Below are 13,561 nucleotides of genomic sequence, written 5' to 3' on the forward strand. Positions count from 1 at the left end.
GCACGGCGCCGAGGGGATCCTCAAGTTCACCGAGATGTGTATAAGAGACAGCCGCGGCCGACTGCTTGCCCCGTATCGTTGAGAACGCCGAGCCGTACCCGTCACCGTCGATGCAGAGAGGCGCCGAGCAATGGTGCAGATCAAGACCCCCGAGCAGATCGCGAAGATGCGCGAGGCGGGCCTGGTGGTCGCTGCCATTCACGCCGCCACCCGTGAGGCGGCCGTTCCCGGGGCCACCACGCACGACCTGGACCAGGTCGCCCGCAAGGTGATCGCCGACCAAGGCGCGAAGTCGAACTTCCTCGGGTACGGCGGGTTCCCCGCGACCATCTGCACCTCGGTCAACGAGGTCGTCGTCCACGGCATCCCGGACGAGAAGACGGTCCTCAAGGACGGCGACATCATCTCGATCGACGCCGGCGCGATCGTGGACGGCTGGCACGGTGACGCGGCCTACACCGCCTTCGTGGGCACCGGTCATGCTCCGGAGCTGGTCGAGCTGTCCCGGGTGACCGAGGAGTCGATGTGGGCCGGGATCGCCGCGATGAAGGTGAACAACCGCCTCGTCGACGTCTCCCGGGCGATCGAGACCTACATCCGCCGCCAGCCGCGTCCGGCGACCGGGAAGTACGGGATCATCGAGGACTTCGGCGGCCACGGCATCGGCACCGAGATGCACATGGACCCGCACCTGCTGAACTACGTCTCCCGCAAGCGCGGCAAGGGGATCAAGCTGGTCCCCGGCGTCTGCCTGGCGATCGAGCCCATGGTCTCGCTCGGGACGGCGCGCACGGAGACGCTGGCCGACGACTGGACGGTCATCACGACGGACGGCACCTGGTCCTCGCACTGGGAGCACTCCATCGCGCTGACCGAGCAGGGGCCGCTGGTGCTGACCTCGCCGGACTGCGGCAAGGCGAAGCTCGCGGAGTACGGGATCGAGGCGGCGCCCGACCCTCTGGGCTGACCCGGCCCCTGGGCCGAGGTATCCCGACGCAACCCTTCCGGCAGGTCTAAGGATCACCGGGAGTGGGCAAACTTGACGGATTCGTCTTTTGGGGTCCGCTGACGTAGACTGACTCGTCGGCTCTGGTGCATCCGTGTGTCCACATGCAATCGCATGGCAGGCACGGGATGGCGGGAGCCGATCAAGGTAGCCGATTCGAAAGGCGAAGCGTGGCCAAGAAGCAAGGTGCCATCGAGATTGAGGGCACCGTGATCGAGTCCCTCCCGAACGCAATGTTCAAGGTGGAGCTCCAGAACGGTCACAAGGTCCTGGCGCACATCAGCGGCAAGATGCGGATGCACTACATCCGTATCCTCCCGGATGACCGGGTCGTGGTGGAGCTCTCTCCGTACGACCTGACGCGTGGCCGGATCGTCTACCGCTACAAGTAGATCTTGCCGGCACCCCGTTTCGGCGGGTGATGGCACTGACCCGGAGAACCTGACATCCCATGAAGGTCAAGCCGAGCGTCAAGAAGATCTGCGACAAGTGCAAGGTGATCCGCCGTCACGGTCGGGTCATGGTCATCTGCGACAACCTGCGCCACAAGCAGCGCCAGGGCTGACGCACGACCGCCTGCATCTCGCAGTTCTTCGCGCGACGCACGTAATACGTACATACGCAGAGCCCGTCCAAGCCACGGCTGACGACACCTCCGGCGGGGGCCGGAGACCCGGGCGTACCACTGCTCCTCGTGAGCGGTCGGCGGTCGGGAGTGGCCCTGCGGAAGACCCCCGAAATAACAACTGGAGCCATTGAATGGCACGCGTTTCAGGTGTTGACATCCCGCGCGAAAAGCGCGTGGAGGTTGCCCTCACCTACGTCTTCGGTATCGGGCGCACCCGGTCCAAGGAGATCCTGGCCTCCACCGGCGTGAACCCGAACACCCGCGTTCGCGACCTGGCCGAGGAAGACCTCGTCAAGATCCGCGAGCACGTGGACGCCAACCTCCGCACCGAGGGTGACCTCCGTCGTGAGGTTCAGGCGAACATCCGCCGCAAGGTCGAGATCGGCTGCTACCAGGGCATCCGCCACCGTCGTGGCCTGCCCGTCCACGGTCAGCGCACCAGCACGAACGCGCGTACCCGCAAGGGCCCGCGTCGCGCCATCGCCGGTAAGAAGAAGCCGGGCAAGAAGTAGTCCTCAGCGGACGCACTGCGGACCTCCGGTGTCTCCGGAACCCGCAGCAACCAGCGGTCTTCGCTGTAGGACCGATCACCTCCCCTCTCCATCTGGAGTCAAGACATGCCCCCCAAGGGTCGTCAGGGCGCAGCCAAGAAGGTGCGTCGCAAGGAAAAGAAGAACGTCGCTCACGGCCACGCGCACATCAAGAGCACGTTCAACAACACCATCGTCTCGATCACGGACCCCTCGGGCAACGTGATCTCCTGGGCCTCCGCCGGCCACGTCGGCTTCAAGGGCTCGCGCAAGTCCACCCCCTTCGCCGCGCAGATGGCCGCCGAGTCGGCCGCCCGCCGCGCGCAGGAGCACGGCATGCGCAAGGTCGACGTCTTCGTCAAGGGTCCGGGCTCCGGCCGTGAGACCGCGATCCGTTCGCTCCAGGCCACCGGCCTGGAGGTCGGTTCGATCCAGGACGTCACCCCGACGCCGCACAACGGCTGCCGTCCGCCGAAGCGTCGCCGCGTCTGACCCGTCACGGCCGGTGACGGCCGTGCGTCAGTAGCGTTCAGGTCCGGGCGGTACGCCTCATTCGGGGCGTACCGCCCGTACCCTTGTTTCACTGTCGGGCATCAAATAGTGGGTGCCCACGACTGAAGGATCACCGCATGCTTATCGCTCAGCGTCCGTCGCTGACCGAAGAGGTCGTCGACGAGTTCCGCTCCCGGTTCGTGATCGAGCCGCTGGAGCCGGGTTTCGGTTACACCCTCGGCAACTCCCTCCGCCGTACGCTCCTCTCCTCGATCCCCGGTGCCGCTGTCACCAGCATCCGGATCGACGGTGTCCTGCACGAGTTCACCACCGTGCCGGGCGTCAAGGAGGACGTCACCGACCTCATCCTCAACATCAAGCAGCTGGTCGTCTCCTCGGAGCACGACGAGCCGGTCGTGATGTACCTGCGCAAGCAGGGCCCGGGTCTGGTCACCGCCGCCGACATCGCGCCCCCGGCCGGTGTCGAGGTGCACAACCCCGACCTCGTTCTCGCCACGCTCAACGGCAAGGGCAAGCTGGAGATGGAGCTGACCGTCGAGCGCGGTCGCGGCTACGTCTCCGCCGTCCAGAACAAGCAGGTCGGGCAGGAGATCGGCCGTATCCCGGTCGACTCCATCTACTCGCCGGTGCTCAAGGTCACGTACAAGGTCGAGGCGACCCGTGTCGAGCAGCGCACCGACTTCGACAAGCTGATCGTCGACGTCGAGACCAAGCAGGCCATGCGTCCCCGTGACGCCATGGCGTCGGCCGGTAAGACCCTGGTCGAGCTGTTCGGTCTGGCGCGCGAGCTCAACATCGACGCCGAGGGCATCGACATGGGCCCGTCCCCGACGGACGCCGCTCTCGCCGCCGATCTGGCTCTGCCGATCGAGGAGCTGGAGCTCACGGTCCGTTCGTACAACTGCCTCAAGCGCGAGGGCATCCACTCCGTGGGTGAGCTCGTGGCCCGCTCCGAGGCGGACCTGCTCGACATCCGCAACTTCGGTGCGAAGTCGATCGACGAGGTCAAGGCGAAGCTGGCCGGTATGGGCCTCGCGCTCAAGGACTCGCCTCCCGGCTTCGACCCGACCGCCGCGGCGGACGCCTTTGGCGCCGACGACGATGCGGACGCGGGTTTCGTGGAGACCGAGCAGTACTGATCGCCTCCCGGCTGGGGCGCCCTGATGTGAGGGTGCCCCGGGCCGGGGCAGAGGCTTTGTCCTCAATCGCCGGACGGGCTTGATGTCCGGCAGCTATGACTTCCGTGAGGCGACCGCTTCGCGGGAACTGACACCGGTACCTGATACGGCCGGTGCAGCACACAAGGAGAATCACCATGCCGCGTCCCGCCAAGGGTGCCCGTCTGGGCGGCAGCGCCGCGCACGAGCGTCTGCTCCTCGCCAACCTGGCGAAGTCGCTGTTCGAGCACGGCCGCATCACGACGACCGAGGCCAAGGCCCGCCGCCTGCGCCCCGTCGCCGAGCGTCTCGTCACCAAGGCGAAGAAGGGCGACATCCACAACCGTCGCCTGGTGCTCCAGACGATCACGGACAAGAGCGTCGTCCACACGCTCTTCACCGAGATCGCTCCCCGGTACGAGAACCGCCCCGGCGGTTACACCCGTATCACCAAGATCGGCAACCGTCGTGGCGACAACGCCCCGATGGCGGTCATCGAGCTGGTCGAGGCGCTGACCGTGGCCCAGCAGGCCACCGGTGAGGCCGAGGCCGCCACGAAGCGTGCGGTCAAGGAAGACGCCCTCAAGAAGGACGAGGCCCCCGCGGCCGAGTCCGTCGAGGACGCCAAGCCGGCCGACGACGCGCCCGCCGCGGAAGCGGCTGACGAAAAGGGCAAGGACGCCTGAGCGTTCTAGCGACCACGGGACGGGCCCGCATCACCCTTCGGGGCGGTGCGGGCCCGTTTCGCTGACCAGGGTGTGGAGAGGGAGACGCGGTGAGTGACGAGGCCGAGCCCGGGTTCGTACGGGTACGACTGGACCTGTCCTACGACGGCAAGGACTTCTCCGGCTGGGCGAAGCAGACCAGCCGGCGCACGGTGCAGGGCGAGATCGAGGACGCGCTGCGGACGGTGACCCGCTCGGCGGTGACGTACGACCTGACGGTGGCGGGCCGCACGGACGCCGGGGTGCACGCGCGGGGCCAGGTCGCCCATGTGGATCTGCCGGAGGCGGTGTGGGCGGAGCACGAGGAGAAGCTGCTGCGGCGGCTGGCGGGCCGGTTGCCGCTGGATGTACGGATCTGGCGTGCGGCCCCCGCTCCGGCCGGGTTCAACGCCCGGTTCTCCGCGCTGTGGCGACGGTACGCGTACCGCGTCGGCGACCGGCCCGGTGGGGTCGATCCGCTGACCCGGGGGCATGTGCTGTGGCACGACCGGCCGTTGGACATGGACGCGATGAACGAGGCGGCCGCGCTGATGGTGGGGGAGCACGATTTCGCGGCCTACTGCAAGAAGCGTGAGGGCGCGACGACCATCCGTACGCTCCAGAAGCTGAGTTGGGTACGGGATCCGGCGTCCGGGGTCCTCACCGCGACCGTGCAGGCGGACGCGTTCTGCCACAACATGGTGCGGGCGCTGATCGGGGCGGCGCTGTTCGTCGGCGACGGGCGGCGGCCGGCCTCCTGGCCCGCCGAGGTGCTGGCCGCGCAGGTGCGCGACCCGGGGGTGCATGTGGTGCGCCCGCACGGGCTGACGCTGGAGGAAGTGGCCTACCCGGCGGACGACTTGCTGGCGGCGCGGGCCGAAGAGGCCCGGAACGTACGGACGTTGCCGGGGGCGGGCTGCTGCTGATCGCCGACCCCCGGGCGCCGGGTCAGCCGTTGGGGTCGGCGGCGGCCTGGGAGGCCTGGAGCTGGCCGCGGCGGTGGATCTGGCCGAACGTGAAGTTCGTCAGGTCCTTGTTGACCGCGTAGACGTCCTTGTCGGCGGTGGTGACCCGCTTGCCGTTCAGGAAGCCGCCGACGGTGAAGTAGGCGTAACGGCCGTAGGAGTTGGTGGTGCGCAGGCAGACCGTGCCGCCCCGGCAGAAGGTGTCGACGCCGCCGCCGCTGAGCGAGGCGAGGCCGCCCGAGGACTGGTCGACGGTCTTCTTCGCGCGGGCCTCGGTCGCGAAGACGGCGACGCCGACCGTGAAGGCCACCCCGTCCTTGCGGTAGGTGGCCCGGATGAGCTGCGTGCAGCCGTTGTTCGTGAGGATCGAGCCGAGGGCGCCCTGGGTGCCCGTCGCGCACTTCGCGGAGTTGCTCGTCGCGCCCTTGAGGTGGACGCGGTCGCCCATGGTGAGCTTCTTGCCGGGGAAGAACCCGTCGACGGTGACCGGCGCCTTGTCCTTGTCGGCGCTGGATATGTACTCCTTGGGGTCCGGCGGGGGCGGCGGTGCGACCGAGGAGAAGGACGGCGCCGGCGCGGAGGTGTCCTCGGGGAGGTCGGCGGGGGCGGGCAGTTGGCTCGCGTTCTTGTCGGCCTTGCCGGTGCCGCCGCCGTTCGATGTGACCACTGCCGTGGTCACGATCGCGCCGATCGCCACGGTGGCCAGTGCGCCGCCGCCGATCATCAGCAGTCTCTTCCGTCGGGCGCGCGCGGCGGACTGATCCGCCAGCGCCGCCCAGTCCGGTGTCCCGTCGCCCCCGGGCCCCCAGGAGGCCCCCCCTTGCCCAAAGCTCATGCGCGCAGTTTAGGGGGTGAGGTAAACCGGTTGGGCCAGGAGTTCGCGGACCGTGACAATGCTCTGTATGGGACATCTTGAAGCGGGCCACCTGGAGTACTACCTGCCGGACGGGCGGGTGCTGCTCGGCGATGCCTCGTTCCGGGTGGCCGACGGGGCCGTCGTCGCGCTCGTCGGGGCGAACGGGGCGGGCAAGACGACGCTGCTCCGGCTGCTGGCGGGGGAGCTGCAGCCGCACGGCGGCACGGTGTCGGTGAGCGGCGGGCTCGGCGTGATGCCGCAGTTCGTGGGCTCGGTGCGGGACGAGCGGACGGTGCGGGACCTGCTGGTGTCCGTGGCCCAGCCCCGGATCAGGGAGGCCGCGAAGGCCGTCGACGCGGCCGAGGAGCGCATTCTCACCGTCGACGACGAGGCCGCGCAGATGGCGTACGCGCAGGCCCTGAGCGACTGGGCGGAAGCGCGCGGGTACGAGGCCGAGACGGTCTGGGACATGTGCACGATGGCCGCGCTGGGTGTCCCGTACGACAAGGCGCAGTGGCGCGAGGTGCGCACGCTCAGTGGCGGTGAGCAGAAGCGGCTGGTCCTGGAGGCGCTGCTGCGCGGGCCCGACGAGGTGCTGCTGCTCGACGAGCCGGACAACTATCTGGACGTGCCGGGCAAGCGGTGGCTGGAGGAGAAGCTGAAGGAGACCCGTAAGACGGTCCTCTTCGTCTCCCACGACCGGGAGCTGCTGTCCCGGGCCGCCGAGAAGATCGTCAGCGTCGAGCCGAGTCCGGCGGGCAGCGATGTGTGGGTGCACGGTGGCGGCTTCGCCACGTACCACGACGCCCGCAAGGAGCGGTTCGCGCGCTTCGAGGAGCTGTTGCGGCGCTGGCAGGAGGAGCACGCCCGGCTGAAGGCGCTCGTCCTGCGGATGCGGCAGCAGGCGGCGAACAGCCCCGACATGGCGAACCGCTACCACGCGATGCAGACGCGCTTCAAGAAGTTCGAGGAGGCCGGGCCGCCGCCGGAGCCGCCGCGCGAGCAGGACATCAAGATGCGGCTGCGCGGCGGGCGGACCGGGGTGCGGGCGGTCACCTGCAAGGGCCTGGAGCTGACCGGGCTGATGAAACCGTTCGACCTGGAGATCTTCTACGGGGAGCGTGTCGCGGTCCTCGGCTCCAACGGGTCGGGCAAGTCGCACTTCCTGCGGCTGCTGGCGGGGGAGCCGGTGGCGCACAGGGGGGAGTGGAAGCTCGGGGCCCGGGTCGTGCCGGGTCACTTCGCCCAGACGCACGCGCATCCGGAGCTGCTCGGCAAGACGCTGGTGGAGATCCTCTGGTCCGAGCACGCGAAGGACCGGGGCGGGGCGATGTCGGTGCTGCGGCGGTACGAGCTGGAGCGGCAGGGGGACCAGGCGTTCGAGCGGCTCTCGGGCGGGCAGCAGGCGCGGTTCCAGATCCTGCTGCTGGAGCTGGCGGGGACGACCGCGCTGCTGCTGGACGAGCCGACGGACAACCTGGACCTGGAGTCGGCGGAGGCGTTGCAGGACGGGCTTGAGGTGTACGACGGGACGGTGATGGCCGTGACGCACGACCGGTGGTTCGCGAAGTCCTTCGACCGGTATCTGGTGTTCGGGTCGGACGGGGTGGTGCGGGAGACGGCGGAGCCGGTGTGGGATGAGCGGAGGGTGCAGCGGGAGCGGTGAGCCGTGCGGCGCCGTTGCGGGGGCGCTGCCCCCGGGCCCTCGCGCCTCAAACGCCGGCGGGGCTGGAAAGATCGCCTCAAGCGCCGGCGGGGCTGGAAAGATCGCCTCAAACGCCGGCGGGGCTGAATGGGTGCGGCGGGGCCGGATGCGTGAGGCAGGGGATGGGGCGTGGTGTCCGGCGGGGCAAGCCGACGGCGGCCAAGGGCGTTTTGACCCGTGTGGGGGGTGCCCGGTAGGCTTCTGGTTTGTTATGCGTATCGGCTGCGCCGTTCTGGCGCTCAGGGCCCTTACGTAGGTTCTCTGGAGCAGTTACCAGTGGCTCGCATACGGGCAGCGTCCCGGCAGTGTGAGCCCCAGCTGCATGATCGCTTCAGGGGTGCCATGTGTTGTCTGGACCTCATCCACTAAGAAGCGAAGGCTACGAAGTGCGTACGTACAGCCCCAAGCCCGGCGATGTCACTCGCCAGTGGCACATCATTGACGCTCAGGACATCGTCCTGGGTCGTCTGGCCACCACGGCTGCGAACCTCCTCCGAGGCAAGCACAAGGCGATCTACGCCCCCCACATGGACATGGGCGACTTCGTCATCATCATCAACGCCGACAAGGTGCACCTGTCCGGCAACAAGAAGACCCAGAAGATGGCGTACCGCCACTCGGGCTTCCCGGGCGGTCTCCGTTCGGTGCGCTACGACGAGCTCCTCTCGAAGAACCCCGAGAAGGCCGTCGAGAAGGCGATCAAGGGCATGATCCCCAAGAACACCCTGGGCCGTCAGATGCTCTCGAAGCTCAAGGTCTACGCGGGCGACCAGCACCCGCACGCTGCTCAGCAGCCGGTCCCGTTCGAGATCACCCAGGTCGCGCAGTAGTTCCGGCCACCCCCTAAGACGTACAGAAAGATCTGAGGAGAATCGTGGCCGAGACCACTGTTGAGAACCCCGTCGAGGGCACCGAGGGCGAGGAGACCTTCGCCGAGGTGACCACCTTCGAGTCCGAGGTTCCCGTCGAGGGCGAGTACACCAGCGAGTCCCTCGCGGGCCGCTTCGGTGACCCGCAGCCCGCCGCCGGCCTTGGCCGTCGCAAGAACGCCATCGCCCGTGTCCGGATCGTTCCGGGCACCGGCAAGTGGAAGATCAACGGTCGCACCCTTGAGGACTACTTCCCCAACAAGGTGCACCAGCAGGAAGTCAACGAGCCCTTCAAGGTGCTCGAGCTCGACGGCCGCTACGACGTCATCGCCCGCATCTCGGGTGGCGGCGTCTCCGGTCAGGCCGGCGCCCTGCGCCTCGGCGTGGCCCGCGCGCTGAACGAGGCGGACGTGGACAACAACCGCGCCACGCTGAAGAAGGCCGGCTTCCTCTCCCGCGACGACCGTGCGGTCGAGCGCAAGAAGGCCGGTCTCAAGAAGGCCCGTAAGGCCCCGCAGTACAGCAAGCGCTAAATATCGCCTGCTCGACTGTACGTTCGCCCCGGCGGCACACTCCGTGCTGCCGGGGCGTTCGTTTATCGGCGCTCGCGGGCGTATAACGGCATAAGACGTTCATCGGCCCGGACGGGATCGCGGCCCGGTGGACGCCGTCGTGCATCTCGGCGCGTCTCGCAGGCCGGTCGCCTGCGCCATGCCGTCCGACGCGCCTTTTTGCGTTTTTTCGTCGCTTTCGTTGTTTGGTTGCTCAGTTCGTTCGCTGCGTCGTGCAGCGCAGTGCAGTGCATGCAGTGCAGTAGTGCAGTAGTGGTTTGTGGTTTCGGAGCACTTCGGAGGACACCAGTGGGACGACTCTTCGGTACGGACGGGGTACGGGGTGTCGCCAACGCCGATCTGACGGCCGAGCTCGCGCTCGGCCTCTCGGTCGCGGCGGCGCACGTACTCGCCGAGGCGGGCACCTTCGAGGGCCATCGCCCGACCGCCGTGGTCGGACGTGATCCGCGGGCCTCCGGAGAGTTCCTGGAGGCCGCCGTCGTGGCGGGCCTGGCCAGCGCCGGTGTGGACGTGCTGCGCGTCGGCGTGCTGCCGACGCCCGCCGTGGCGCACCTGACCGGCGCGCTCGGCGCGGACATCGGCGTGATGCTCTCCGCCAGCCACAACGCGATGCCCGACAACGGCATCAAGTTCTTCGCGCGCGGCGGCCACAAGCTCGCCGACGAGCTGGAGGACCGGATCGAGGCGATCTACGAGCAGCACCGCACCGGTGAGCCGTGGAGCCGTCCGACCGGCGCGGGCGTGGGCCGGGTCACCGAGTACGCGGAGGGCTTCGACCGTTACGTCGCCCACCTCATCGGCGTCCTGCCCAACCGGCTCGACGGGCTCAAGGTCGTCCTGGACGAGGCGCACGGTGCCGCCTCCCGGGTCTCGCCCGCCGCGTTCGCGCGGGCCGGCGCCCAGGTCGTCACCATCGGCGCGGACCCGGACGGCCTGAACATCAACGACGGCTGCGGCTCCACCGACCTGGAGCTGCTGCGCGCCGCCGTCGTCGAGCACGGCGCCGACCTCGGCATCGCGCACGACGGCGACGCCGACCGCTGCCTCGCCGTGGACGCGACGGGCGCGGAGGTCGACGGCGACCAGATCCTCGCCGTCCTGGCCCTCGCGATGCGGGACGCCGGTCAGCTGCGCAAGGGCACCGTCGTCGGCACCGTCATGTCGAACCTCGGTTTCAAGCTGGCCATGGAGCGCGAGGGCATCCGGCTCGTCCAGACGGCGGTCGGCGACCGGTACGTCCTGGAGTCGATGAAGGCCGAGGGCTTCGCGCTGGGCGGCGAGCAGTCCGGGCACGTCATCGTCCTGGACCACGCCACGACCGGCGACGGCACGCTGACCGGCCTGATGCTGGCGGCCCGCGTCGCCGCCACCGGCCGCAGCCTCACCGAGCTGGCCGGGGTCATGCAGCGCCTGCCCCAGGTCCTCATCAACGTCCCCGACGTCGACAAGACCCGGGTGAACACCTCGGCCGAGCTGGCCGCGGCGGTCGTCGAGGCGGAGCACGAACTCGGCGAGAGCGGGCGCGTACTGCTGCGCCAGTCGGGTACGGAGCCGCTGGTGCGGGTCATGGTCGAGGCCGCCGACATCGAGCAGGCGCGCGCCGTCGCGGGCCGGCTGGCCGATGTGGTGAAGTCCGCGCTGGGCTGAGTCGCGATCCACCCGCGTACGAGAAACCCCCCGGCGTCCTCGCCGGGGGGTTTCGGATCTTCGGGGCTTTTCGGCTTGAGCGTGGTGGGTGGGGCGGCGGCGGAGCGGCTGGGAGGTCACGCCCGGGGCGAGGCCGGGCGTTCTACGACGATCATGGCGGCGTCGTCGTCGAGGCAGACGATCCACGCGATCGGGATGGCGACCAGCGCCCACCGGGAGCCGGGGTCTTCGCGGCGCTGCGACAAGCCTCCTCTCTACACCGCCCTCGACCGGTTCGCAGCGGCTGCCGTACGGGCAGCCCGGCGGGTCACCCCCGTACGGCAGCCCCTGGCGTGCTCGCCGGGGGCTTTCGCGCGTGCGTGATCTTCCACAGGCCCTTCTGGAGCAACAGCGTGAGCGTGCCCGCGAGGATGATCCCGCCGAGGTTGGCGAGCAGCTGCTGTCCGGAGCCGACGGTCTGCTGGTAGTCCGAGTAGCTGAACGCGATCGCCGCGTTGGCGGCGGCTGGAACGGTCGTCACCGAGATCGCCACCCCGATCAGCGCGCCGGACTTCGCGGAGGTGAGCGAGAGCGTCCCGGCGACGCCCGCGAGGAACGCCACGACGAACGACATCCAGTCCGGGTGCCAGATGAACCCGGTGTTCGGCCGGGGCTTGTCGATCATCCCGCTGGTGAAGAGGCCGAAGGCGTCCATCGCCCAGGCGAAACCCGCAGTGACGATCATCGCCACCGCGAAGCCGCCGACCAGCGCCCACAGCGAGCGCGCCACCAGACGGGGCGCGCGCTGCACCAGAGCCGTGGAGATCCCGGCCAGCGGGCCGAACTCCGGGCCCACCGCCATCGCGCCCACGATCAGCACCGCGTTGTCGAGCATCACCCCGCAGGCGGCGAGCATGGTGGCGAGGGCGAGGAAGGAGACGTAGGTGACGGAGAACGTCGACTCCTCGTGCGTCGCCTCCGTCAGCTCCTCCCACAGCACCGCGTCCGCGCTGTCGCCCGGGGCCTCGTGCTCGGCCCGGTCCGCGTGGTCGGACAGGGTCAGCTCCATGTTCTCCATGGTGATCGACCCGGACTTCTCCAGGCCGAGGCCCCGCAGATCACGGATCAGCTCGTCACCGGCCTCCCGCGCCACGTCGCACATCACCACGTCCCCGGCAGGGGAGCGGGCCGCGCCCGGCAGGACCACGAGGTGGGCGGTGCCGACGGTGGACCCCAGCAGGGCGACGACCTCATCCGTGGTCTCGGCCGGCACGATCAGACGCAGGTGCAGCACGCGGTACGCCCTCCCGGGCCGATGGGTCAGAGCTTGCGCAGGGACAGCTTCTGGACCTTGTGGTCCGGACCCTTGCGGAGCACCAGGGTGGCACGGCCGCGCGTCGGAGCCACGTTCTCCAGCAGGTTCGGCTTGTTGATGGTCCGCCACATGGAGCGCGCGTAGTCCAGCGCCTCCTCCTCGGAGACCTGGGTGTACTTGCGGAAGTACGAGGACGGGTCCTGGAACGCCGTGGCGCGCAGCTTGCGGAAGCGGTTCAGGTACCAGGTCTCGATGTCCTCGGCGCGCGCGTCCACGTACACGCTGAAGTCGAAGTAGTCGGCGAGCCCGACCCTTGTGCGGCCGTCGCTGCCGGGCAGGGCGGGCTGGAGGACGTTGAGGCCCTCGACGATGAGGATGTCGGGGCGGCGCACGGTGAGCCGCTCGCCGGGGACGATGTCGTAGATCAGGTGCGAGTAGACCGGCGCGGTCACCTCGTCCTTGCCCGCCTTGATGTCCGCGACGAACCGGGTCAGGGCGCGTCGGTCGTAGGACTCCGGGAACCCCTTGCGGGACGTCAGCCCGCGCGCCCGCAGCTCCTTCATCGGCAGCAGGAACCCGTCCGTGGTCACCAGCTCGACGCGCGGATGCTCGGGCCAGCGGGCCAGCAGCGCCTGGAGGATACGGGCACTGGTGGACTTGCCGACGGCGACACTGCCCGCGACCCCTATGACGAACGGGGTGCCGCGCTGCGCCCCGTGCCCGTTCCCGGCGTCCCCGAGGAAGGTGTTCAGCGCGCCGCGCAGCCCGGAGGTGGCCTGGACGTAGAGGTTGAGCAGCCGGGACAGCGGCAGATAGACGTCCCGCACCTCGTCCAGGTCGATGACGTCCCCGAGCCCCCGCAGCCGCTCCACCTCGTCGGCGGTCAGCGGCAGCGGCGTCTTGTCCCGCAGGGCGCTCCACTCGTCGCGCGAGAGGTCGACGTACGGGGTCGGCGCATGCTCGGTGCGACGGTGGGGGCTCCGTGCGGGCGAAGTGATCACCCTTCATTGTTGCGGGAGTTTTGACGGAGTGGGGGGTGGGGTCGGTCACGTGGGTGTCCACCCGTGTCCGTACGACGGACGTGGGCCCGGTGTCCGCTCCCCTGTGCCGGACAC

The 13,561-nt window shown here is 69.2% G+C and carries 16 protein-coding genes; 12 read left to right on the top strand and 4 right to left on the bottom strand.

Features of this window, described 5'->3' with window-relative positions; all coding sequences use genetic code 11:
- Positions 1-130 precede the first annotated feature (130 nt).
- The 8 genes from map to truA all read left to right on the top strand — a co-directional run bounded on the left by map (position 131) and on the right by truA (position 5,464).
- Positions 131-967 carry a type I methionyl aminopeptidase gene (gene map, locus ACFWM7_RS26415; protein WP_383264829.1) on the top strand — a complete coding sequence of 279 codons (837 nt, stop codon included), beginning with the start codon at positions 131-133 and terminating at the stop codon, positions 965-967.
- Positions 968-1,176: 209 nt separating this feature from the next.
- Positions 1,177-1,398, top strand: coding sequence for a translation initiation factor IF-1 (infA, locus tag ACFWM7_RS26420; protein ID WP_003956442.1), 222 nt, complete (start codon positions 1,177-1,179; stop codon positions 1,396-1,398).
- A gap of 59 nt (positions 1,399-1,457) precedes the next feature.
- A complete protein-coding gene (rpmJ, locus tag ACFWM7_RS26425; RefSeq protein WP_003956441.1) occupies positions 1,458-1,571 on the top strand; it encodes a 50S ribosomal protein L36 in 114 nt (37 codons plus the stop codon).
- 194 nt (positions 1,572-1,765) lie between these two features.
- A complete protein-coding gene (gene rpsM / locus ACFWM7_RS26430) occupies positions 1,766-2,146 on the top strand; it encodes a 30S ribosomal protein S13 (RefSeq protein ID WP_003966938.1) in 381 nt (126 codons plus the stop codon).
- Between the two features lie 105 nt (positions 2,147-2,251).
- Positions 2,252-2,656, top strand: a complete 405-nt coding sequence (rpsK, locus tag ACFWM7_RS26435) for a 30S ribosomal protein S11 (protein WP_003956432.1) — start codon at positions 2,252-2,254, stop codon at positions 2,654-2,656.
- 137 nt (positions 2,657-2,793) lie between these two features.
- Complete coding sequence (locus tag ACFWM7_RS26440) at positions 2,794-3,816, top strand: DNA-directed RNA polymerase subunit alpha (protein ID WP_003966937.1); 1,023 nt, start codon at positions 2,794-2,796, stop codon at positions 3,814-3,816.
- A gap of 176 nt (positions 3,817-3,992) precedes the next feature.
- Positions 3,993-4,520, top strand: a complete 528-nt coding sequence (gene rplQ, locus ACFWM7_RS26445; RefSeq protein ID WP_383264832.1) for a 50S ribosomal protein L17 — start codon at positions 3,993-3,995, stop codon at positions 4,518-4,520.
- Positions 4,521-4,609: 89 nt separating this feature from the next.
- Positions 4,610-5,464, top strand: coding sequence for a tRNA pseudouridine(38-40) synthase TruA (gene truA, locus ACFWM7_RS26450; protein WP_383264835.1), 855 nt, complete (start codon positions 4,610-4,612; stop codon positions 5,462-5,464).
- Between the two features lie 22 nt (positions 5,465-5,486).
- Here the strand turns inward: truA and ACFWM7_RS26455 are convergent, their stop codons facing one another.
- Positions 5,487-6,338, bottom strand: coding sequence for a hypothetical protein (locus ACFWM7_RS26455; protein WP_383264838.1), 852 nt, complete (start codon positions 6,336-6,338; stop codon positions 5,487-5,489).
- A 67-nt stretch (positions 6,339-6,405) separates the two neighbouring features.
- Between ACFWM7_RS26455 and ACFWM7_RS26460 the strand changes: the two genes are divergently transcribed.
- The 4 genes from ACFWM7_RS26460 to glmM all read left to right on the top strand — a co-directional run bounded on the left by ACFWM7_RS26460 (position 6,406) and on the right by glmM (position 11,152).
- Entirely contained in the window at positions 6,406-8,025 is a 1,620-nt protein-coding gene (locus ACFWM7_RS26460) for an ABC-F family ATP-binding cassette domain-containing protein (protein WP_383264841.1), read from the top strand.
- Between the two features lie 425 nt (positions 8,026-8,450).
- A complete protein-coding gene (gene rplM, locus ACFWM7_RS26465; protein ID WP_018960214.1) occupies positions 8,451-8,894 on the top strand; it encodes a 50S ribosomal protein L13 in 444 nt (147 codons plus the stop codon).
- A gap of 44 nt (positions 8,895-8,938) precedes the next feature.
- Positions 8,939-9,466 (top strand): 30S ribosomal protein S9, encoded by a 528-nt coding sequence (gene rpsI, locus ACFWM7_RS26470; RefSeq protein ID WP_010058767.1) that lies wholly within the window; start codon positions 8,939-8,941, stop codon positions 9,464-9,466.
- Positions 9,467-9,793: 327 nt separating this feature from the next.
- Positions 9,794-11,152, top strand: coding sequence for a phosphoglucosamine mutase (glmM, locus tag ACFWM7_RS26475; protein WP_383264845.1), 1,359 nt, complete (start codon positions 9,794-9,796; stop codon positions 11,150-11,152).
- 116 nt (positions 11,153-11,268) lie between these two features.
- On the opposite strand, the gene ACFWM7_RS26480 is transcribed toward glmM, so the two are convergent.
- The 3 genes from ACFWM7_RS26480 to coaA form a co-directional block, all read right to left on the bottom strand.
- A complete protein-coding gene (locus tag ACFWM7_RS26480) occupies positions 11,269-11,397 on the bottom strand; it encodes a hypothetical protein (RefSeq protein ID WP_383264847.1) in 129 nt (42 codons plus the stop codon).
- 62 nt (positions 11,398-11,459) lie between these two features.
- Positions 11,460-12,425, bottom strand: a complete 966-nt coding sequence (locus ACFWM7_RS26485) for a DUF389 domain-containing protein (protein WP_383264850.1) — start codon at positions 12,423-12,425, stop codon at positions 11,460-11,462.
- A gap of 26 nt (positions 12,426-12,451) precedes the next feature.
- On the bottom strand, positions 12,452-13,447 hold the full coding sequence (gene coaA / locus ACFWM7_RS26490) for a type I pantothenate kinase (protein WP_383264852.1): 996 nt from the start codon (positions 13,445-13,447) through the stop codon (positions 12,452-12,454).
- Between the last annotated feature and the right edge of the window lie 114 nt (positions 13,448-13,561).

The organism is Streptomyces sp. NPDC058375, assembly GCF_042723425.1.
In the GTDB taxonomy this organism is placed as follows: Bacteria; Actinomycetota; Actinomycetes; order Streptomycetales; family Streptomycetaceae; genus Streptomyces; species Streptomyces durocortorensis.

Excerpts from the sequence above, each read along its gene's own strand:
- ACFWM7_RS26440 (WP_003966937.1), top strand. The coding sequence starts at position 2,794 with ATGCTTATCGCTCAGCGTCCGTCGCTGACCGAAGAGGTCGTCGACGAG.
- rpmJ (WP_003956441.1), top strand. The coding sequence starts at position 1,458 with ATGAAGGTCAAGCCGAGCGTCAAGAAGATCTGCGACAAGTGCAAGGTG.
- map (WP_383264829.1), top strand. The coding sequence starts at position 131 with ATGGTGCAGATCAAGACCCCCGAGCAGATCGCGAAGATGCGCGAGGCG.
- ACFWM7_RS26455 (WP_383264838.1), bottom strand. The coding sequence starts at position 6,338 with ATGAGCTTTGGGCAAGGGGGGGCCTCCTGGGGGCCCGGGGGCGACGGG.
- rplQ (WP_383264832.1), top strand. The coding sequence starts at position 3,993 with ATGCCGCGTCCCGCCAAGGGTGCCCGTCTGGGCGGCAGCGCCGCGCAC.
- ACFWM7_RS26460 (WP_383264841.1), top strand. The coding sequence starts at position 6,406 with ATGGGACATCTTGAAGCGGGCCACCTGGAGTACTACCTGCCGGACGGG.
- rpsM (WP_003966938.1), top strand. The coding sequence starts at position 1,766 with ATGGCACGCGTTTCAGGTGTTGACATCCCGCGCGAAAAGCGCGTGGAG.
- rpsK (WP_003956432.1), top strand. The coding sequence starts at position 2,252 with ATGCCCCCCAAGGGTCGTCAGGGCGCAGCCAAGAAGGTGCGTCGCAAG.